Origin of the sequence: Lacticaseibacillus paracasei subsp. paracasei (genome assembly GCF_000829035.1) — a bacterium.
GTDB classification, from domain to species: domain Bacteria; phylum Bacillota; class Bacilli; order Lactobacillales; family Lactobacillaceae; genus Lacticaseibacillus; species Lacticaseibacillus paracasei.
Genome location: NZ_AP012541.1, coordinates 85,425 through 105,401, shown reverse-complemented (window position 1 = coordinate 105,401; position 19,977 = coordinate 85,425). Strand labels below are relative to the sequence as shown.

Genomic DNA, 19,977 nt, shown 5'->3' with positions numbered 1-19,977 from the left:
TTTTCCAAAGAAAGAGGCTAAAAACATGGCAATTAATTTAGATCAAATGACGACGGAAACTCGAAATCAGAAAACAATGGCATTAGACACGATGACGGTCCATGACTTTGCCACCGTCATGAATGCCGAAGATCAAACCGTTGCCCAGTCAGTACAACAAGCACTACCAGCTATCGAAACGGCCATTCAGACGATCAGTCATTCACTCAAGAAAGATGGCCGCTTGTTTTATATCGGGGCAGGCACCAGTGGCCGACTGGGCGTTTTAGATGCAGCAGAATGCGTGCCGACCTTTGGCACTGATCCAGAAATGGTGCAGGGCCTAATTGCAGGCGGCATGAAAGCCATGACTGTCGCGGTTGAAGGCGCAGAGGATTCTAAAGAGCTCGGGAAAACGGATCTGCTGCAACGGCACCTATCCGCAGACGATACCGTTGTCGGGATTGCTGCCAGCGGCCGTACACCTTATGTCATCGGCGGTCTTGATTATGCGCAAGCTGTCGGTGCTGCAACCATCAGCCTCGCTTGCAACACCAACGCCGAAATCAGCCAGCACGCCCAGATCGCCATTGAAGTACCTGTTGGACCAGAAGTTTTGACCGGCTCAACTCGGCTCAAGGCTGGCACTGCCCAAAAATTGGTTTTGAATATGCTGTCAACTGGCGCCATGATCGGCCTTGGCAAAGTTTTCCAAAATCTCATGGTCGATGTGCTGCCGACGAATGAAAAACTCGTGGTTCGCAGCCAGCGCATCATTCAACAAGCCACTGGTTGCGATGCCGCCACTGCAGCAAAGGCATTTGAAGCAGCCGATCAGCACGTTAAATTAGCGATCGTCATGATTCTGACACAGCGATCAAGCACGGACGCTCAAAAACTACTGACACAAACGAACAGCTTCATTAGCCAAACTGTCACAGCAAGTTCGGAGGAGAAAACAGATGGCACAAGATAAGTATCAAGCGATGGGCGATGGTATCTACGCCCACGTCGGCGGACCGCAAAACGTGGCCAAATTGATCCACTGTATGACACGAGTCCGGCTGACGATCAAAGACGAGGCCAAAGTTGATCAAGCCGCACTTAAAAAAGTGCCTGGCGTGCTGGGTGTTGTCCAAGAAGAAACGCTCCAAGTCATTGTTGGTCCAGGGACTGTCAACAAAGTCGCACAAGCCATGGTTGATCGAGTAGGGGTTGCATTAGGTGACCCTTTCCCAGCCAACACGCAACCGCCTGCTGAATCGAATCAATCGGCAGTTGAAGCTAAAGCCGCAGAGGTTCGGGCAGCGCATAAAGCCAAGTTAAAGCAAACTTGGTGGCGGGCTGCTTTAAAACATATTTCCGCTATTTTCATTCCGCTAATTCCTACCTTCGTCGGTGCCGGCTTAATCTCCGGCGTTGCTGGTATTTTAGCCAATTTGTTAACCGCTGGCGATTTACCAACCAGCTGGGCGTCATTTATTACTGTCTTAAAAGTCATCAACGGCGGGCTCTTCACCTTTCTTAATATCTATGTTGGGATAAACGCCGCAACCGAGTTTGGCGCAACCGCTGGCCTTGGCGGCATCATCGGCGGCTTAGTCTATCTGCCTGGCGTTGTGGCCCCGATCACGATCAACAACGTCTTCACCCATCAACCGTTATCTCCTGGTCAAGGTGGCATCATCGGCGTCATTTTCGCCGTCTGGTTGTTGGCTGTGGTTGAAAAACGCCTGCATCGACTCATTCCGGATGCCATCGATATCATTTTCACGCCGATGCTCAGTCTCTTATCCATCGGGCTGCTGACCATTTTCTTCATCATGCCACTCGCCGGTTGGGTCTCAAGTTCATTGGTCGGCACGATTAACTGGACGTTACAAGTTGGCGGTGCCTTCTCAGGCGCTATCTTAGGCCTCGCCTTCTTGCCGATGGTCATGTTGGGATTACACCAGATTCTGACGCCTATTCATCTTGAAATAATCAAGAGCATTGGCTACACCGGCCTGCTGCCAATCTTGGCCATGGCTGGCGGCGGTCAAGTGGGTGCCGCCCTTGCACTATGGATCAAGTGTCGACAAAATCAACAGCTCGTCCGCTTGATAAAAGGCGCTCTACCAGTCGGCATCTTAGGGGTTGGTGAACCGTTGATCTATGGTGTCAGTCTGCCGCTGGGCCGGCCATTTGTGACTGCCTGTATTGGCGGTGGCATCGGCGGCGCCGTTATCGGCATGATCGGCCATATCGGTGCCATCACCATTGGTCCTTCCGGCGCAGCCCTGATTCCACTCATCGCCAATCACCAATGGCTGGGTTATGTTTTCGGCCTACTGGCTTCCTATGCAGGCGGTTTTCTGGCAACTTACTTCTTCGGTGTGCCAGAAAGCGCGATGGTGCCGACCAGCGCTGACGGCGCCATCATTGAACCGCTCGCAGTAAATACAGCAGCTGTTCCTGAAACCCCTTCCACTAGAGCAGCTAGCCCGGATGCGACTCAATTTGTGGCTCCTGCCGCTGGTCAACTTCAAGCCTTGTCCGAAGTGCCAGATGATGTCTTTTCTCAAAAAATGGTGGGGGATGGTTTTGCCATTGTCCCAAGTCATGGCACGGTTGTCGCACCTGTTGACGGTACCATCGTCAGCATCATGCCGACCAAACACGCCTGGACTATGACAACCGCAACCGGACTTGAAATTCTCGTCCACATGGGATTAGACACCGTCGCATTGAACGGTGACCCCTTCACTGTTCATGTGACAGAAAACGAAACCGTAAAGGCAGGTCAGCAAATTGCCGAAATGGATCTACCTGCCATCAAAACAGCTGGCAAAAGTACGACAATCATCACCGTCATCACCAACATGACCCATGTCGCCGCCATGACCAGCTTCACAGATCAATCGATCACTGCTGGCGAAGACGTCCTGCGCGTCACCAGTCAATCAGAAAGTTAGTATATGAAAGTCGACGGCAGATTGACTTAACCTTATATCTGAGTGATCGTGTGTGCCAACTAAAAAAATCGTTGTTAGAGAAAGCACAGTTTCTCTAGGAACGATTTTTTGCTTGCGGTTGATACACAATTCGTCTTTTGATAGATACCCTGATAGCATTTAAAAATCCCAGTGCCAAGGCGGAGCAATCGTAGGCCAGATCGGGCTCAGCCGTGCAAACAACACAGCGACGGTCTATGGAGCTGATGTTGTAGGCGACTTCGAGACCGGTTTTTGGGCTCGAAGCGTCGTCTCCGCTCTAGCTTCGCGTCGCAAGCCCCATCTGGCCGGAGATTGCGGAGTTTGGCACGGCAAAGGATTTTTTAGCCTGCCTTGTTTTCCCCGATTATTCGGAATTCAGCAAATCACAAGTCTTAGATGATGATTATGGTTCGACTGGGCGTCACATTGATCACCTTGCCGATAATTAGCGTCCAGCATTTTTCAATTGTGCCTCTTGCAAATACGCAAAGATGTGGCCAAAGGCAATTTCACGAATCTGACCATAGCGAATTTGCGCCGTTTCGCCATCATCTGGTCCGACTAGGTTTAAGTCAAAATCGGTTTCACCGACATTTTCCGGATAGCCCAGAAAATGTTCATCGCTGTCGGCTACTTTAATGCGCACCACCCGTTCAAACCCAGCGGCCTCTGAGATGATGGTCTGAATCAAGTCATCATTTGGATCGAACTCACGATCAGCATTCAACACTGGCTGCTGGCTGAAGTGATGGGTTTGATCCCATTTTTCGTAAAAGCTGATCGTTTGCAAATAATCCGAGGCCGTCGCTACATTTTGGATGCTTGGTAACGTCAGTAAAATGTAGCCACCAAACTGGCCGGCCATGTCTTTAAGACTCAACACCACAACCCGGTCGTTGACCGCTTTGACGCGACCCACAAAGAACTGGTCTTCCGGTCCCTTGGGTACGACTGAAATCAAGCGATTGTTCGCCAAGGCATTCTGAAACACGCCAGCCAGTTGACCGTCATTTTGGTACAGCTTGGTGGCCACGTGCTTTAGATGATCACGTTGCCGGACCAGTTCCGTTTCCAGTTTGAGATCAAGGCCATGGAATTCCATGACTAAAATATCCGAGAAATCAACCTGCAAGGCGCGCACATCGGTGTAGTTGAATTTGTTGAAGATCGCCATACTAAAGCGATCCTCAGCCACAGCTGTTACCTGCCCTTCAAGATAGGCATCATCATCGGCCACCACGACCATGACCATTTGACCATTCGCCTTAGCCTGCGTCGCCAGTTGCTGAATCAAGTTCTGTGTTGCATCGAACTGCAATGGCTTTTCTTGGCCTTGCAGCGTCAAAAAATGCTGGGCCTGTGCCAAGTTAATTCGAAAATTCATGCTATCGAGATCATCCCCGGCAAATTCAACCTGATCAATCGCAGAAAATGCGATCAAGGCACATCCATCGGCAATCCCTGAATCATTGTAGGTTCCCAGAACAACCGCATCATGACCTAACACCTGTACGTATCCGGTGTAAAAATCGTCGGTATCGCGCTGATACACATTGATCAGCAGGTGTTCATTGAGTGCTGTCATTAAACTCATCAAAATGGCATCCATGCGGCATCCCTCACTTTCTTGCGCTTAAATCTAAAAATAACTTTCTAATCTTTCTTGCTAATGGTTTATTGATCCGGACCATTATAGGCAATATTCGTAAACTTGTTATACGACTTCACAAACAACAACTTGACGGTACCACGCGGGCCTGAACGGTTTTTCTCAATGATGACTTCAACTTCACCAACATTATCATCCCCGTCATCATTGCCGCCTTGATCGTCGTCATCCTCATCGCCTTCTGCATCGCGGTAATAGTCATCACGATACAGGAAAGCCACAATATCGGCATCCTGTTCGATCGAACCGGATTCACGAATATCGCTCAACACCGGCCGCTTATCCTGTCGCTGTTCAACGCCACGACTCAGCTGGGACAACGCAATCACGGGTACATGCAATTCCTTCGCCAGTTTTTTCAGCTGCCGGGAAACAGCGCTGACTTCCTGTTGGCGGTTTTCTTGGCCAGAACCTTCAATCAACTGCAAATAATCAATGATAATCAGCCCTAAATCACCTTGCTCACGCGCTAGCCGCCGACACTTCGCGCGAATCTCCGCCATTCTGATGCCTGGCGTGTCATCCATATAGATCTTCGCCTTGCTCAAGCTACCCATGGCGATAATCAAGTTTTGCCATTCTTCTTCATTCAGCTGACCAGTTCGCAGGTGATTAGCATCAATACTACCTTCTGAACACAACATCCGGTTTACCAGCTGTTCAGCGCCCATTTCCAAACTGAAAATGGCGACACTTTTGTCTGTTTTCGTCCCAACATTTTGGGCAATGTTCAAAGCAAATGCGGTTTTCCCGACAGCAGGCCGCGCCGCTAAAATAATCATTTCGTCCTCATGCAGCCCCGTCGTGATTTTGTCCAAATCACGGAAACCGGTTGGCAACCCGGTGATTGCCTGATCATTTTGATACAACTGATCAATCTGCGCCATAGCCTGATTCAGCACATCTTTGATCTGTTTGAAGCCGGCCTGATTGCGGTTCTCCGAGACATCCATAATCTGGCGCTCGGCGTCTTCAACTAGCCCTTCAACATCGTCTTGTTCCGTATAGCTGCGACTGGCAATGTTTTGCGCCGTACTAATCAGTTTGCGTAACGTGCTCTTCTGCTGCACGATTTTGGCGTAGTATACCACGTTACTGGCAATAGGCGTCGCCGCAACCAAATCTGTAATATAACCAACCCCGCCAATATCGTCGAGGTTGTTATGATTGTCCAGATAATCCGACACCGTAACCGTATCAATCGCTGTGCCGTTATCCTGTAGATCGGTCATAGCTTGGAACAACAGCCTGTGTGCTTTCTTATAGAAGTCATCCGCCGTGACATACTCTTGTGCATCCGGCAATGTGTCAGCATTTAGAAAAATGCCGCCAAGGACGGCACGTTCTGCTTCGTCACTATGCGGCGGCTGCTGGTCAATTAATTGATTATCCATGCGCGTCCTCCTTCAGATTGATCGTCAAAAATTTTTTGTCGCTTATCCCTAACAGTCTACGTTAAACCCGCAGTCAAGACAAGCATCACCGCATACAGTCGAGCCACACAAACAATTTAACGAAAAGCAATGGTCACTGCTGTTCTCACCGGTGATTGACTCAGTCCACAACCCACTAATTTGGACCAGATGGACAAAAAGACGCGATCATCTGGTCGCGTCTTCTGGCAGAATAACTATTCTTATTTTTGTTCAATCACGTGTACCCGAATGCGGGCATCAATGCCAGGGAATAAATTAACCGTGACATTAGTGAAACCCAGTGAACGGATAGGCTGCTTCAGATCGATCTTACGTTTATCAACTTTGATCTGATATTGCTTATCCAAAGCCTGCGCGATCTGCTTGCTAGGAATCGAACCGAACAACCGGGAATCTTCACCGGCTTTGCTTTGGATCTGAACAACGGTTTTGTCGTCTTCGATCTTAGCCTTCATGGCCTCAGCCTCGGTTTTCTTTTCAGCTTCCTTCTTCTCTTCAAGCCGCTGCTGGCCGCGCAAAGCACTCATAGCCTGCGGTGTCGCTGCTTTAGCCAGCCCCTTGCGAATTAAAAAGTTTTCAGCATAGCCATCAGGTACTTCTTTCACCTGACCGCGATTGCCCTTGCCACGAACGTCTTGTGTAAAGATGACTTTCATCAAAATCCCTGCTTTCTATGCGTCTTCGTCTGCTTTCTTGATCTGAGCAAGCAGATCAGTCCGAACTTCGGCGATCGTTTTGCCCTTAATCTGGGTGGCTGCGTTACTCAAGTGACCGCCGCCGCCCATGGCTTCCATGATGACCTGCACGTTGACATCCCCAGTCGAGCGGGCGGAAATGCCGACATCACCGCTTGGGCGTTTTGTGATGACAAAACTGGCATCAACGCCATTGAGTGACAACATCGTATCAGCCGCTTGTGCTGCAATCACTGGGTCATAACGCTTATCCTCTTCCCCAGTACATAGTGCCATATTTGGCGCAATCATTTCAATTGTATCGATCAAATGATTCCGTTGGATGAAGCTGTCGATATTTTCCTTTAACAGGTTCTGAGCCAACATGCCATCAGCGCCCATGGAACGCAGATAGCTGGCAGCATCAAACGTCCGCGTGCCGGTGCGTAGGCTGAAGGACTTGGTATCCACCGTGATCCCTGCCAGCATCGCCGTTGCCTCAAGCTTATCAAGACTTGGCACATTTGTTGGCTGGTATTCAAACATCTCCGCAATCAGCTCACAAGTGGAGCTGGCGTACGGTTCGATATAAACCAGCATCGGGTTGTCCGGAAATTCTTCGCCGCGTCGATGGTGATCGATGATAACCGTTCTTGCCGCCAACCGTTTGTACAAGTCAGGCGCCGCTGAGATCGACGGCTTGCTGTGATCGACCAAGATCAGCAGGCTCTGATCCGTCGCTTGCGACAGCGCTGCTTCCGGCGTCACAATGGCATTAGCAACTTCAGGATCTTGACCCACTTGGCCCATGAGGCGTTCAACATCGGAGTGCAGATGGTCAGGGTCAATCACAATGTAACACTCTTTGCCATTCATCTGCGCAATCCGGCGAATCCCCATCGAGGCGCCAACTGCATCCATATCCGGCCGCTTATGGCCGACAACAAAGACCTTGTCCGTCTGCTTAAACAATTCTTGCAAGGCCTGCGCAACCATGCGCGCCCGCACACGCGTCCGCTTTTCCATTGGATTCGTCTTGCCGCCATAGAAACGGGCTTCGTGGCCTTTGGCGCGGACCACCACCTGATCGCCGCCACGACCAAGCGCCAGATCCAAGTTACTCTGCGAAGTCACCGCCAACTGAGCCAAGTCTTCATCGCCATATGCGATCCCCAGCGACAGCGTCAATGGATAATTCTGTTTCGAGGTTTCTTCCCGAATCACATCTAGAATCTTGAACTTGTCACGTTCAACATCCTTCAGCGACTTGGCATAAGCCAGCAGGAAAAAGCGATCGTTGTCAATCCGCTTCAAGAACATGCCAAATTGATTGGCCCAATCCGTCAGCTGATTCGTGACGTAACTATTTAAATTAGTAATGACCTGATCATCCATGGTTTGTGTGATCTCGTCATAGTTATCAATGAAGATCTGGCCAATGGCGATCTTCTCGTCTTCTGCCCGCTCTTCAATTTCAGCATATCGAGTCACGTCCATCAGATAGACAACCCCGATACTCTTTTGCACGATAATCTCAAACTGATGCTGGCCCCAAGTCACCATTTTCGTTTCATTGGTGTTCTCGTTGCTGCGAATCAACTCCGCCAATTCCGCATCAACATGTTCCAACGGCTGACCAAGAACGTCAGTGTCGCCAAAATACTTCTGCAGGAATGGGTTCGTCCATTCAATATTGAGATTCTCGTCATAAATCAGGATCCCAATCGGCATTTTGATCAGCGCTTCTTGTTCGCCGCGCTTGATCCGATAACTGAGGTCCGAAATATACTGATTGGTATTCTTGGCAATGGTTTCTAGGGCATAAAAAATCGTGGCCACTAGACTAATCAAAATCAGCAGCATCAACAAAGCCAACCACGGACGGATCAGTGCTCCCATCAGAATACCGATCACCGCCAGCACGACCATCGCAATAGCTGCATATCGCATTCGCATGTCTTCAAGAAACTCCGGCATACGAATCCGCTCAAACAATTTCTTCATATAGAAAAACTCGCTTTCACTTAGCGCAGATACTTAAGGATTTCTTTAGCTATTCTACCATACTGTGCAATTAGATTCTGCGAGTGACCTAGCCCTTGCTTGATAGCATCACGTTTACAAAATAGTGGCAACAAGGCCGGTCTATGAAGTGGCTTGCCATGCCATACGCCACAATCTTTAAACTTAACCAGACTATTTATGGAAACATAAAAAGAATGATTTGCCTAAACATGGCAAATCATTCTCACTAGTCTGTTTGGTAACGTCGCATTATAGCCCAGGCCCTTCACCGTTATTCCTAGGTGGGAAAATCACGGAAATAGCGCAAAGCCAATGAAAAATGAGGCAATGAAAAAAATGGCTACTCCAACAACCAATGTGTAACTACCGAGGATAATGTTAAAGCTCCAGCCAAGGGCGGACTTTTCTAATAAAAGGTAAATTTGCCAGCAGATAATCAGCAAGGCAATCACTAATAGCCCAATAAACCCAGTGCCAAGCTCGATTCCAACGAAGTTCTTTTTCCCAGAGAAAGTTATGATGGTCATTAAGGCAAATATAACAGTCAAGATACCGCCATTACCAATGACCATTTTCGCTTTAGTCTTCATTTTTCAGTTCTCCATTAAAAGCGCCTTTGGCAGATCCCTTTAGATAAAACGAAAGCCTTCTTCTAACCCTTATTCATGATTGATTTTCAACCACCAAACAACTTATATGCCGCAACGGCAACAATGTGCTTGTAATCAAAAAGCGATGTCTTCTGCATAATTGTCAATAAGCGTTGACGAAATTCCTGATTACACTTTTCATTGTTCCCGCCCCACGCATAACATGTATCATGTGCTTGGCATGCACCATCAAGATAATCAATCGGCGCTTTGCCGTTGTTGCCTTTACCGCAATAATTTCCATACACCAACAAATTAAACCTAGCCATTGAGAGCAGCATGCCTTTTTCTGGACCATCATTTTTAAGACTGCGAGCCCATTTATTTATTTCTGCGCCAATTTTTAGGACAACGGGATCAACATTGTCATGCATGGCAGCATCATAGTCAAAACTTGTGATACCATCAACATTCTTTAAGTACGGATCGATCATTTTTAATTGTTCACTTGTTTCTCTGTTGATTTCAGTGTCATTAAACTCAGTCTTAGTCGTTGCGTGGACCTCAACCCCACTACTAAATTGAAAAAATAGTGTCATACTGATCAGGGCAAAAACGACTGCGGCACTTCTTCTGACTATAACAAACCTTTTTGAACGTCTAGAAAATTTCATATTTCCCTCCAATGTTTTCTGACTTTATCATTGCCAACACCCACAAGCGAGTGTTTACACCAATTATTATACATAAGAGTCTACTAAAAACGAAGCATTTTATTATCTATAAGATATCATAATATGGGCAATGCTGTTATATCGATATATTTTGAGATGGTTATCAGCCAAGTGATTTTGATGGTTCTAAAATATTTATCTCTATCCTAAAAGGAAAACAAGCGCCACTACCAAGCAACTTCAGCTCTTGGCAATAGCACCTGTTATTAGCGAATATATGCAGCAACTTTTTGTTTCAGTTTTCGCATCAACAAAGAAATGATTTATTGAACAATAAAAAGAAAGCATTCTTGCGCCATACTTTAATAAATCTATTTTGTATGCCATTTATACTTTCGCTGAACCTATAAGAAACATTCGTCTCAATCAACGCCAACCTTCTTCATCGGCAACGACATCCAAACAATCGAAAGAATGATACAGAAACCGCCAAGCAGAAACGCTGGCGTCATTTGAATTGTGAAGAACGGCAATGAATACACTAAGACAAAAATAGGATTCAATGCCCGAATAAGATTAGCATCGCGAAATGAAATCAACTTCAGGCCGCGATAAAAGAGTAGCAGTCCCAAAAAACCAGAGCAGAAGGCTGAGATGGCGACCGCACCTATGCCAAGGTTCGGCGCGAGGGATAATTGTCCGCTTCCGAATAAAAAACCGCCTAGAATGACGACGGCGGTGCCTTGGTTATATAAGAGTAGTATCTTCTCGTCTATGTTGATAAGAGCTTTTTTGGCTAAGGTGTTGGTCAGGGCAAAGCTAAACGTGTAGCCAAGCGCACAAGCCAGACCCAGTATGTTATTAACATCGCCGGAAAAGTCAGATACCAAAGCTGTGCCAATCATACATAAGACGATCGGAACAATCTCTTTTCGATCAAATCGTTCACGTAGCAGAAGCACTGAAAGCAATATCGCAAAGACAATGTAAAACCTGCCGACCAACCCGACGCTGACCGGATCAAGGAAGAAAAGGCTCATATATTGCAAAAATATGCCTAAACAATTCGTCAAACCCAACGTCCAAATAATCGGCTGCTTAATCCAAACTAATTTTGTTTTGGTAAAGGCGATCGTGACCAAAGTCAGGATCAATGATACAAGCGCATTGTAGAAACTTGCAGCTAATGGCGAGAGCGTGATCATCGAGAACTTGTTCATGACCGGTGTCACAGCCATCACGGCTACCGATAAAATATTCAGCAGAAACCCGTGTTGGCGGCTACTCATCTGGCCACCCAATATGTTGAAAAATCTGGGCGTAAATATCATCATGAAAAGAACGCTCAGCATCCGGGACAGGCTTAAACCATACTTGCCGATCATCAATCTCAGAGGACGCAGGAATAGCTTGCAAACGTTCAACTTTAGCACTAACCACTGCTGTTGTGTGTCCAGTAGGTAAAACATAGTAGCCCAATGGCACAATCGCACTGGCCTGAACAACAGCACCTGATTCTTCATACGATTCGCGGACAGCTGCTTGCACCATCGTCTCGCCCGGTTCTAACTTGCCACCAGTCAATTCCCAACGGCGCTTTGAGTTATGAACCCAGATAATACCGGCGTTAAAGAATTGAATGATTAGAACTGAATCAACTTTTTTATGAGTGAGACCAAAATGAACCTTTACCACAGGATACCCCCCCTTTGCTTATCTCGCATTTCAAACATCCTCTAGAAGTAGATAAAACTATGATGCGTCATCTCTAGCTTAGAAGCCTCACTCACGTATGAGGTGATGAGACTAGTCCATCAAGAGAGCTTTGATTGTATAGTGCCTGCTAGTGCTACGTCAACTATTATTACCATAAATATATTCATACATCTGATAAGGAAATAAAAAGCCGTGATGAACCTTTTTCATATAAAAGATTCATCACGGTTATTTAAATTAGATGAAGGTATTGATTTTAAAACAAATCACTCCCGCGTCAAGTCACTGCCCTTAACCCAGCCATGTCCATTCACATAGAAAAAGGTCTGTGCAGCAGCGCCTTGCATCTTAGCTTTTACTTTGATTTTGCGGGTAACGCGATAGTCCTTGTGGTTAGCCAGTGTCCCGACCTTTTCAAAGCTGGCCGTTGGTGCATCGGCGGCGAAAGTTCCTTTATAGGCAGCAGCGGTTGATTTTGTTCGATAGGTTCGAGTTTTGTCGAAGATGACTAACCCGTCGCCTTTGATCGTGTAGGTCACACTGTGTTGATCCATATTCGCCTGCGTCATATCAGCCGCAATCGTACTGCTGGCGGCAAAGAGTGACAGACCCACCAGTGCGATGACAAAACGATGCTTTTTCATTTGACAACTGCTCCTTTGTTTTTTAACTATTATAGTTATTTAATCTGGACGGTCAATCTTTGCGTACCAACCTTAAGCTTCTCGCAATAAATGTGGGCGTTATTTTTGGATAATCTCAAAGCAACAAAAAAGCTGGCATCGTCGTTGTTCAGAACCTCCTGAACAATGATGATACCGGCTTTTTCACCGAATGATTTACTTAGGTTGAATGAGACCCATGGCATCCATCGTTTCAGCAATCTGCATGGAATTCCAAGCAGCGCCTTTCAATAGATTGTCGGAAACATTCCACATATGGAAGAATCGTGGGTTTTCGGCATCTGGCCGAATGCGGCCAACGAAAACATCTTTGCTGCCAACAGCGTTCATCGCTTGCGGATACACTTGTTTGCTTGGGTCGTCTTGAACAACGACACCGGGAGCATGCGCCAATGCCTCGCGAATATCATCGGCAGTTGCCTTGTCGTCTTCGACTTCGAAGTACACTTCTTCAGAGTGGGCAATCGGCACCGGAATTCGAACACAGGTTGCGGTCACTTTGATGGCATCGCTGTTCATATCCCCAGCCATGATTTTCTTAGTTTCGTGGATCATTTTCCATTCTTCATGGCTATAGCCGTCTGGTTCGAAAACATCGATCTGCGGCAAGGCATTGAAGGCGATCGGATAATGTTTCTTGTCACCTGCCGTTGGTAAAATCTGCGGGTCAAGCGGTTTGTCGTCCAATGCAGCGCGAGTTTCATCAAGCAATTCATTCACAGCTGATTGCCCAGCGCCAGAAACAGCCTGATAGGTCGAAACGACCACTTGTTTAAGACCAAAAGCTTTTCGAATCGGTTCAAGCGCAGTGACCATTTGAATCGTCGAACAGTTTGGATTTGCAATGATCCCACTGTGTTGCCGCAACGCTTCCGGATTCACTTCTGGGACAACCAGCGGAATTTCTGGTTCCATTCGAAAAGCACTCGTATTATCAACCACGATCGCCCCGGCTTTAACCGCGGCTGGTGCAAATCGCTTGGAAACTGAACCGCCAGCAGAAAATAAGGCGATATCAATGCCCTTGAATGAATCATCGGTCGTCTCATGGACGGTCAGCGTCCCATCACGGTAAGGGACTTGCTTTCCTTCTGAGCGCTTGCTGGCAAGTGCCAAGACAGACGCAATCGGCAGTTTACTTTCTGCCACCATTTTTAACATTCGGGTGCCAACAGCTCCAGTTGCCCCAACAACTGCTACGTGATAACCACTCATGATCTAAACTCCTTCTGTCAATGTGTTTGCTAACTTCCGATGCGGCAGTGCGTCAATAAAGCGTTCATACTCAGCCTGTTCGCCAGTCGCTTTAATCTTGGCTTGTTGCCAGTCGCCTGCGAGTAACGCCGTGTCTGGCAAGGTAATCGTCGCCGTGACCGTTGCATTCCCGATCAATTCAATCCAGTAACGCTCGCCGTCATGATGGACAATTGTTTTGACCATTCCTCCTGGATTATACACGGTATTGACCCGATCAAAAGCAGCTTCCTCTGGATGCGTCAAAATAAAAGCCAAGGTCGTTGCTGACATGCCTGTGCCACATGCATTGGTGAACCCGACTCCTCGCTCATACGTCCGGGCAAATAAGGTATCCTTATCTAAGATTTCGGCAAAAGTCACGTTGACCCCTTCCGGAAAATACGGATTTTTTGCATTCAGCATCTTGCCAATCCGCTCAAGATCGGGACCGGCTAATTCCTCAGGTGAGACGAAAGCAATTAGGTGCGGGTTGGGCACAGCAATGGCGGTGAATTTCAAGCTCGGATGAATCGCTGGCAAAACAGTATCCACAATTCGGTCAACGCCAAGATTGGCAAACGGCAAGTCCTGAGGCGCAAAACTAACCGGCGAAATTTCCACTGAGTAGGCCGGTACGCCTTCTGCCAGTTGCGGCTGACGAGCAACGGCAAGATCAGCAAAATCCGTGTGCACCTTGAATGTCGCTTGCCCAGTTTTTTCACTCAGATAACGGGCAACCGTGCGCAGACCGTTACCACACAATTTAGCAAAACTACCATCAGTGTTGACCACCGTCATTTTGCCAGCCGTTCCCGGCGCCGCCGTGACGGCCAAGACCCCGTCCGCACCGCCAAGCAACCCTGTTTCAGCGTTCGTTAGCTGTTGGGTCACGGTTGCTAATTGGGTGTTTGTCAACGGCTGAGTTAACTGCGTTTCATCGAAAAGAAAGAAACTATTTTCGGAACCATGAACCTTTTGCAAAGTCACCATGTTAGTGCACCTCCAAACGTTGATTAATCGGTATAAAAAAAGCATTGTAGATCGTTTTAACAGCGCGATTGGCCGACTCACGTGAGGTTCCCAGCATCAGAGAAATCTGAGAGGCCCCCTCATTAATCATTGAGACATGAACGCCGGCGGTTGCGAGCGGTTGTAGAATGGTTTGAATCAATCCGATTCGTTGCGCCATCCCTTCACCAACGACCATGATGATCGCATAGTCATCAATCCACTTCAGCACATCTGGATGAACCGCCGCTTGAATCTCGGCACAAATTGTCTTGCGTTTGGCCTCAGTTAGCTGGCGATCATCTAAAATAATGGTTAGATCATCAATTCCGCTGGGCATGTGCTCATAACTAATGCCGTTGTGGGCTAACACCTGAAGAATCTTCAGAGTGAAGCCAACTTCCTTATTCAACAGATATCGATGCAGGTAGATCGCCCCAAAATGTTGGGAACTTACAATCCCGGTAATGGCATGCTTCGGGACAAAATGCTGTTCTGGGACGATCATTGTCCCTGGAGCAGCAGGATGATTGGTATTTTTAAGATTAATCGGTACCTGCCCAGCAATCGCTGGCAGAATTGCTTCATCATGAAAAACACCAAAGCCGCCATAAGACAGCTCTCGCATTTCCCGATAGGTCATTTCACGAATCATTTGCGGATTCGCCACCACCCGTGGGTCAGCAGCCGCTACGCCATCGACATCGGTAAAGTTTTCATATAAATCGGCATGAAAACCGTTAGCCAAAATCGCTCCCGTGATATCGGAGCCACCACGAGAAAAGGTGGCAATATCGTCATCGCTGGTATAGCCATAAAATCCCGGTACAACCAAAACCCCGATTGGTCGTCGAAATGTAGCGAGGTTGCGATAGGTTTCACGTGAAACTTCGGCATCATTGGGATGATCTGTGACCACAATTCCTAACGACTTCGGTTCGCCATAGGTAGCTTCAATCCCCTCATGATTCAACACCGCGGTCATTAAAAACGCGTTCAACTTTTCACCGCGCGCCTTAAAGCCTGCCATTAAATAATCATTGTTCTTGAAAGTCAACTTTGGTAACTGGTCTAGCTCTTCTTCAATCGTGGCCATGATCGATGCTTCGAGCTCAAAATCATCGGCGATTGCCTGATATCGAGCAACGATTTCTGCAACAATGGCAGCCACAGCTTCATGCCGCATCACTGCCTGTGCATACTGAATCAATAAATCGGTCACCTTGGTGTCTCCCGGGTGCCGTTTACCTGGCGCACTCGTCACGATCACCTGCCGAGCTGGGTTAGCCTTCATGATCGCCACGACCTTGGCGAATTGTGAACCATTTGCTAGCGATGAACCGCCAAATTTTACGACACGCACGATAAACTGCCTCCTAGACGTCACGACAAATGAGAACTTTGTCATTTTATCCTGTACTTTAACAGACTCTCCCAGAAACACAAGCCCCAGCATGTCGCTAACATGACACGTTTTCGGGTTACTGCATAGAGACAATGTTTTTAAATTTGTTTTTAATGACCTGAGTTCACAGTCACCATTCTCTGTCACCGCAGGGCCAGCTCGGACTATCGGACAAATGCCAACTATAGGAGAACTAAAAGCCTCAAAGACAGACCTATCTCACTTAAAGCGCGCGAACAGGCCCAGAAGCCTGCACATAAGGACCTCAAGCATCACTGGCCAAGACCCAGCCATTGAGGCTTGAGGCCGCTTATGCTCCGGTTTCTAAGCGGGCCTGTTCGCGCTCTCTCATTATTTATTTGACGTCCACGTCTTTTTATTATAGGCTGGTGACAAACAGATAGAGGTTGCAACCAACATGAGTAGCTTGATCGAGCGGGATCCTTCGTGATGACATCAAGCCAAAGGGGCGGTTGCCGAAATGGGCGCGCCGGGATCGGCAAGCCTGTTGGGCCAGGATTGAACAAATCCTGTACTGTCGCTTAGAAACCTAAGCGGGGCGCTATCATTCAAGTAGATTGCAAGTTGGGATCTTTTTGTTTGACGCGTGGCCAAACAAAAGGATCCCTTTTCGTTTGCCATCGCCCTGCCAAATTCGGGAGGATGAACTTATGGATTTTGCCACAAATCATGAAGGCCAGTTAACCATCGGCGGGGTCGCTGCCAGCCAGTTGGCCCGAACATTTCAAACCCCACTTTATGTGTACGATGTTGGCGCCATTCGCCAGCAAATTCGCGCATTTAAACGTGTTTTTGAAGAAGCAGATGTGTCATATGCCGTCAGTTATGCCTCCAAAGCCTTTGCGACCATTGCGATGTACGAAGTCGCCAAGTCAGAAGGCGCGCACGTTGACGTGGTGTCCGGCGGTGAACTTTACACCGCTCAGGCAGCCGACTTTCCAACGGCGGCGGTCAGTTTTCATGGCAACAACAAAAGCAAAGCTGAACTGACACAAGCATTGGATGCCGGGGTTGGCACCATCATTGTGGACAATTTTCACGAACTGGATCTCCTTGATGACCTTTTAGGTGCCACCGTTGGTCAACAGGACGTTTTAATCCGTGTCGCCCCTGGTATCAGCGCGCACACACATGCCTATGACCAGACAGGCCAAACCGACAGTAAATTCGGTTTCGATCTCGCTAGTGGTCAAGCAGATGAAGCCGCCAAGCGCATTTTAGCCGACGATCATCTCAACCTGCTTGGCATCCACGCCCACATTGGCTCCCAGATCTTTGAAGTGGCAGGCTTCGAAGCCGTTACCCAAAAGCTGCTGCATGTCCTTAATAACTGGCATCAGCAATTCGGCTTCATCCCCAAAGTCCTGAACGTTGGCGGCGGCTTCGGCATTGCTTATACCAAGCAAGACGATCCGCTGCCACCAGAAGCCTTTGTTAAGGCAATTCTGGCAACCTTGAAATCACAAAGTCAAACGCTTAACTGGCCGTTACCAGCCATCTGGATTGAACCCGGCCGTTCGATTGTCGGGCCGGCCGGCTACAGTCTCTATACCGTTGGCAGCCGTAAAGATGTCCCGGGATTGCGGCCATACGTTGCCGTTGACGGCGGCATGGGCGACAATATTCGTCCCGCCTTGTATCAAGCAACCTACACGGCCGTTTTAGCCGACCAGCCAAATGCTGCGCCAGCTGAACATGTCCACTTGGTCGGCAAGTATTGCGAATCCGGCGATATTTTGATCGATGATGCACCGCTGCCCACCACCACATCAGGCGATGTCGTTGTTGTTTTTGACACTGGCGCATACGGCTACTCAATGGCATCCAACTACAATCGCAATCCGCGACCCGCCGTTGTTTTCGTGGAAAATGGCCAAGCCCAGTTGGTCGTGACCCGCGAAACCGATGCTGATCTCATTAAAAATGACTTACATTACGCCGCACCAACTGAGCAGCCTGCTCCAGCTCAAACCGACGCCACTGCCGCAACCAAATAGGAGGCCGATTATGGCACAGTTAGATACTCAAAAAATTATTTCCACCATCGCTAATAGCAAAAAAACCACCCCAGTTAAGGTTTATCTCAAGGGCAAACTAAGCGAGCTGCATTTCCCCAAAAGCGTTCATGCTTTCATCGGTAAACATACCGGCACCGTGATTGGCGACTGGGCAGAAATTAAACCCATTTTGAAAAAAGCCAAGTTAGATGACTATTATGTTGAAACCGCCGGCCGCAACACCGGGGTTCCATTGCTGGATATCAAGGCGGCTAATGCGCGCATTGAACCTGGCGCCATTATTCGTGATCAGGTGCTTATTGGCGACAATGCGGTGATCATGATGGGCGCGATTATCAACATTGGTGCAGAAATCGGTGCTGGCACCATGATTGACATGGGAGCGGTCCTTGGTGGCCGGGCAATCGTCGGCAAGCACTGCCATATCGGCGCTGGCACCGTGCTCGCCGGGGTTGTGGAGCCACCTTCAGCTAAGCCCGTCACGATTGGTGATCACGTCATGATCGGCGCCAATGCCGTTGTCCTCGAAGGCACCACAGTCGGTGAAGGCGCGGTTATTGCTGCTGGCGCGGTTGTCATTAACGATGTTCCCGCGCACACCGTAGTCGCTGGTGTTCCTGCGAAAGTCATCAAACAAGTGAATGACCAAACCGAAGCCAAAACCGTCCTACTCGACGAACTCAGAAAGCTGTGACTTATTAATGAAGGAAGCTGACCTCATCACCCTTCGCCGCCAACTCCATCAAATCCCCGAACTAGCCTTGCAGGAAAAAGAAACGCACGCCTTATTGCTAAAAACCATTCAAGGGCTGCCCCAAACATATCTCACCATCCGCACCTTGCCAGACCTGCCAACCGCTTTACTCGTCAAGGTCCAAGGGCGCGATCCGCAGCGTACGATTGGCTATCGGACCGATATCGATGCGTTACCGGTTACCGAAAAAACCGGGTTGCCATTTGCCTCTAAGCATTCCGGCATCGCGCACGCTTGCGGACATGATATCCACATGACTGTCGCCCTCGGCATCCTCAGTTATTTTGCTGAACATCAACCAAAAGATAACCTCATCTTTTTCTTCCAACCAGCCGAGGAAAGTAAAAATGGCGGCAAGCTCGCCTACGATATGGGCGCATTCACCGGCGATTGGCACATTGATGAGTTTTATGGCCTGCATGATCGCCCAGATCTACCGGCTGGGACGATCAGCACACGCCTCGGCACCCTTTTTGCCGGCACAACCGAAATCAACGTTGACCTCATCGGCAAAAGCGGTCATGCTGCCTTGCCGCAAAATGCCAATGACATGATCGTCGCGGCGGCAAGCTTCATCAGTCAGATTCAAACGGTCGTTGCCCGTAATGTCGGACCAACCGACAGCGCCGTGATTACTTTTGGCTTGATGCGCGCAGGTACGATCCGCAATGTCATTGCTGGCAGGGCGCATCTCGAAGGCACTTTACGCGGTTTCACCCAGCAGCAGATTGACTTTCTGCAACAACGAATCCGTGACATCGGTCAAGGCATTGCCGCCAGTTTTAACTGCCAAGTCAAAGTTGCCTTGAACCAAGGCGGCTACTATCCCGTTGAAAATAATGACAAACTCACCAAAGACTTTATTCAAGTGATGAAAGATGATCCTGACGTGACATTTGTTGATACAAAGCCTGTCATGACAGGTGAGGATTTTGGCTACCTATTAAATAAGATTCCTGGCACCATGTTCTGGCTAGGCGTCAATGACCCTGACTCACAACTACATGCAGCCGACTTTTCACCTGACGAAGCCGCACTCGTGCCCGGTGTCACCGCCGTTGTGCACTTTCTTGAACATCGAATGCTTGAAAAAGTGTAAGCCAGCACAAATTAT

17 protein-coding genes and 1 riboswitch are annotated in these 19,977 nt (G+C 48.3%); of the genes, 5 read left to right on the top strand and 12 right to left on the bottom strand.

Annotated elements, in window-relative coordinates; translation table 11 throughout:
• Positions 1-25 precede the first annotated feature (25 nt).
• Together murQ and LBPC_RS00510 are read left to right on the top strand one after the other, a co-directional pair.
• Entirely contained in the window at positions 26-955 is a 930-nt protein-coding gene (gene murQ / locus LBPC_RS00515; RefSeq protein ID WP_003662168.1) for an N-acetylmuramic acid 6-phosphate etherase, read from the top strand.
• Positions 942-2,933 (top strand): glucose PTS transporter subunit IIA, encoded by a 1,992-nt coding sequence (locus tag LBPC_RS00510; RefSeq protein WP_003662170.1) that lies wholly within the window; start codon positions 942-944, stop codon positions 2,931-2,933. The genes murQ and LBPC_RS00510 overlap by 14 nt, the downstream gene beginning before the upstream one ends.
• Before the next feature lie 466 nt (positions 2,934-3,399).
• Here the strand turns inward: LBPC_RS00510 and LBPC_RS00505 are convergent, their stop codons facing one another.
• The 12 genes from LBPC_RS00505 to LBPC_RS00450 all read right to left on the bottom strand — a co-directional run bounded on the left by LBPC_RS00505 (position 3,400) and on the right by LBPC_RS00450 (position 16,028).
• Positions 3,400-4,563 (bottom strand): hypothetical protein, encoded by a 1,164-nt coding sequence (locus LBPC_RS00505; RefSeq protein WP_003577321.1) that lies wholly within the window; start codon positions 4,561-4,563, stop codon positions 3,400-3,402.
• 65 nt (positions 4,564-4,628) lie between these two features.
• Positions 4,629-6,017 (bottom strand): replicative DNA helicase, encoded by a 1,389-nt coding sequence (gene dnaB / locus LBPC_RS00500; RefSeq protein WP_003562690.1) that lies wholly within the window; start codon positions 6,015-6,017, stop codon positions 4,629-4,631.
• 242 nt (positions 6,018-6,259) lie between these two features.
• Complete coding sequence (rplI, locus tag LBPC_RS00495) at positions 6,260-6,715, bottom strand: 50S ribosomal protein L9 (RefSeq protein WP_003562688.1); 456 nt, start codon at positions 6,713-6,715, stop codon at positions 6,260-6,262.
• 15 nt (positions 6,716-6,730) lie between these two features.
• Positions 6,731-8,737: a DHH family phosphoesterase gene (locus LBPC_RS00490; protein ID WP_003572989.1), complete on the bottom strand. Its 2,007-nt coding sequence runs from the start codon at positions 8,735-8,737 to the stop codon at positions 6,731-6,733.
• A 311-nt stretch (positions 8,738-9,048) separates the two neighbouring features.
• Positions 9,049-9,348, bottom strand: coding sequence for a hypothetical protein (locus LBPC_RS00485; protein WP_003562682.1), 300 nt, complete (start codon positions 9,346-9,348; stop codon positions 9,049-9,051).
• Between the two features lie 86 nt (positions 9,349-9,434).
• A complete protein-coding gene (locus tag LBPC_RS00480; protein WP_003662172.1) occupies positions 9,435-10,022 on the bottom strand; it encodes a phospholipase A2 family protein in 588 nt (195 codons plus the stop codon).
• Positions 10,023-10,444: 422 nt separating this feature from the next.
• Positions 10,445-11,311, bottom strand: coding sequence for a DMT family transporter (locus tag LBPC_RS00475; protein ID WP_003662174.1), 867 nt, complete (start codon positions 11,309-11,311; stop codon positions 10,445-10,447).
• Positions 11,304-11,717: an NUDIX domain-containing protein gene (locus LBPC_RS00470; protein WP_003572982.1), complete on the bottom strand. Its 414-nt coding sequence runs from the start codon at positions 11,715-11,717 to the stop codon at positions 11,304-11,306. The genes LBPC_RS00475 and LBPC_RS00470 overlap by 8 nt, the downstream gene beginning before the upstream one ends.
• 287 nt (positions 11,718-12,004) lie before the next feature.
• The gene (locus LBPC_RS00465) at positions 12,005-12,382 is read right to left on the bottom strand and encodes a hypothetical protein (protein WP_003562673.1); all 378 of its coding nucleotides are present in this window, start codon (positions 12,380-12,382) and stop codon (positions 12,005-12,007) included.
• A 195-nt stretch (positions 12,383-12,577) separates the two neighbouring features.
• Positions 12,578-13,636: an aspartate-semialdehyde dehydrogenase gene (locus tag LBPC_RS00460; protein ID WP_003662178.1), complete on the bottom strand. Its 1,059-nt coding sequence runs from the start codon at positions 13,634-13,636 to the stop codon at positions 12,578-12,580.
• A 3-nt stretch (positions 13,637-13,639) separates the two neighbouring features.
• Complete coding sequence (dapF, locus tag LBPC_RS00455) at positions 13,640-14,647, bottom strand: diaminopimelate epimerase (protein ID WP_003662179.1); 1,008 nt, start codon at positions 14,645-14,647, stop codon at positions 13,640-13,642.
• 1 nt (position 14,648) lies between these two features.
• Entirely contained in the window at positions 14,649-16,028 is a 1,380-nt protein-coding gene (locus tag LBPC_RS00450; protein ID WP_016365269.1) for an aspartate kinase, read from the bottom strand.
• Positions 16,029-16,463: 435 nt separating this feature from the next.
• A riboswitch (Lysine riboswitch) is annotated at positions 16,464-16,643 on the top strand.
• Between the two features lie 98 nt (positions 16,644-16,741).
• On the opposite strand from LBPC_RS00450, the gene lysA reads away from it, so the two are divergent.
• From lysA to LBPC_RS00435, 3 genes are read left to right on the top strand one after another with little or no spacing between them, the layout of a single operon-like run.
• Positions 16,742-18,088 (top strand): diaminopimelate decarboxylase, encoded by a 1,347-nt coding sequence (gene lysA / locus LBPC_RS00445; RefSeq protein WP_003662183.1) that lies wholly within the window; start codon positions 16,742-16,744, stop codon positions 18,086-18,088.
• A gap of 10 nt (positions 18,089-18,098) precedes the next feature.
• A complete protein-coding gene (dapD, locus tag LBPC_RS00440) occupies positions 18,099-18,803 on the top strand; it encodes a 2,3,4,5-tetrahydropyridine-2,6-dicarboxylate N-acetyltransferase (RefSeq protein ID WP_003572973.1) in 705 nt (234 codons plus the stop codon).
• 7 nt (positions 18,804-18,810) lie between these two features.
• Complete coding sequence (locus LBPC_RS00435; protein WP_003604079.1) at positions 18,811-19,962, top strand: N-acetyldiaminopimelate deacetylase; 1,152 nt, start codon at positions 18,811-18,813, stop codon at positions 19,960-19,962.
• The last annotated feature ends 15 nt before the right edge of the window (positions 19,963-19,977 follow it).

What these genes read in the sequence shown, in the direction of transcription:
- murQ (WP_003662168.1), top strand. Translation starts at nt 26, where the DNA reads ATGGCAATTAATTTAGATCAAATGACGACGGAAACTCGAAATCAGAAA.
- LBPC_RS00510 (WP_003662170.1), top strand. Translation starts at nt 942, where the DNA reads ATGGCACAAGATAAGTATCAAGCGATGGGCGATGGTATCTACGCCCAC.
- LBPC_RS00505 (WP_003577321.1), bottom strand. Translation starts at nt 4,563, where the DNA reads ATGGATGCCATTTTGATGAGTTTAATGACAGCACTCAATGAACACCTG.
- dnaB (WP_003562690.1), bottom strand. Translation starts at nt 6,017, where the DNA reads ATGGATAATCAATTAATTGACCAGCAGCCGCCGCATAGTGACGAAGCA.
- rplI (WP_003562688.1), bottom strand. Translation starts at nt 6,715, where the DNA reads ATGAAAGTCATCTTTACACAAGACGTTCGTGGCAAGGGCAATCGCGGT.
- LBPC_RS00490 (WP_003572989.1), bottom strand. Translation starts at nt 8,737, where the DNA reads ATGAAGAAATTGTTTGAGCGGATTCGTATGCCGGAGTTTCTTGAAGAC.
- LBPC_RS00485 (WP_003562682.1), bottom strand. Translation starts at nt 9,348, where the DNA reads ATGAAGACTAAAGCGAAAATGGTCATTGGTAATGGCGGTATCTTGACT.
- LBPC_RS00480 (WP_003662172.1), bottom strand. Translation starts at nt 10,022, where the DNA reads ATGAAATTTTCTAGACGTTCAAAAAGGTTTGTTATAGTCAGAAGAAGT.
- LBPC_RS00475 (WP_003662174.1), bottom strand. Translation starts at nt 11,311, where the DNA reads ATGAGTAGCCGCCAACACGGGTTTCTGCTGAATATTTTATCGGTAGCC.
- LBPC_RS00465 (WP_003562673.1), bottom strand. Translation starts at nt 12,382, where the DNA reads ATGAAAAAGCATCGTTTTGTCATCGCACTGGTGGGTCTGTCACTCTTT.
- LBPC_RS00460 (WP_003662178.1), bottom strand. Translation starts at nt 13,636, where the DNA reads ATGAGTGGTTATCACGTAGCAGTTGTTGGGGCAACTGGAGCTGTTGGC.
- dapF (WP_003662179.1), bottom strand. Translation starts at nt 14,647, where the DNA reads ATGGTGACTTTGCAAAAGGTTCATGGTTCCGAAAATAGTTTCTTTCTT.
- lysA (WP_003662183.1), top strand. Translation starts at nt 16,742, where the DNA reads ATGGATTTTGCCACAAATCATGAAGGCCAGTTAACCATCGGCGGGGTC.
- dapD (WP_003572973.1), top strand. Translation starts at nt 18,099, where the DNA reads ATGGCACAGTTAGATACTCAAAAAATTATTTCCACCATCGCTAATAGC.
- LBPC_RS00435 (WP_003604079.1), top strand. Translation starts at nt 18,811, where the DNA reads ATGAAGGAAGCTGACCTCATCACCCTTCGCCGCCAACTCCATCAAATC.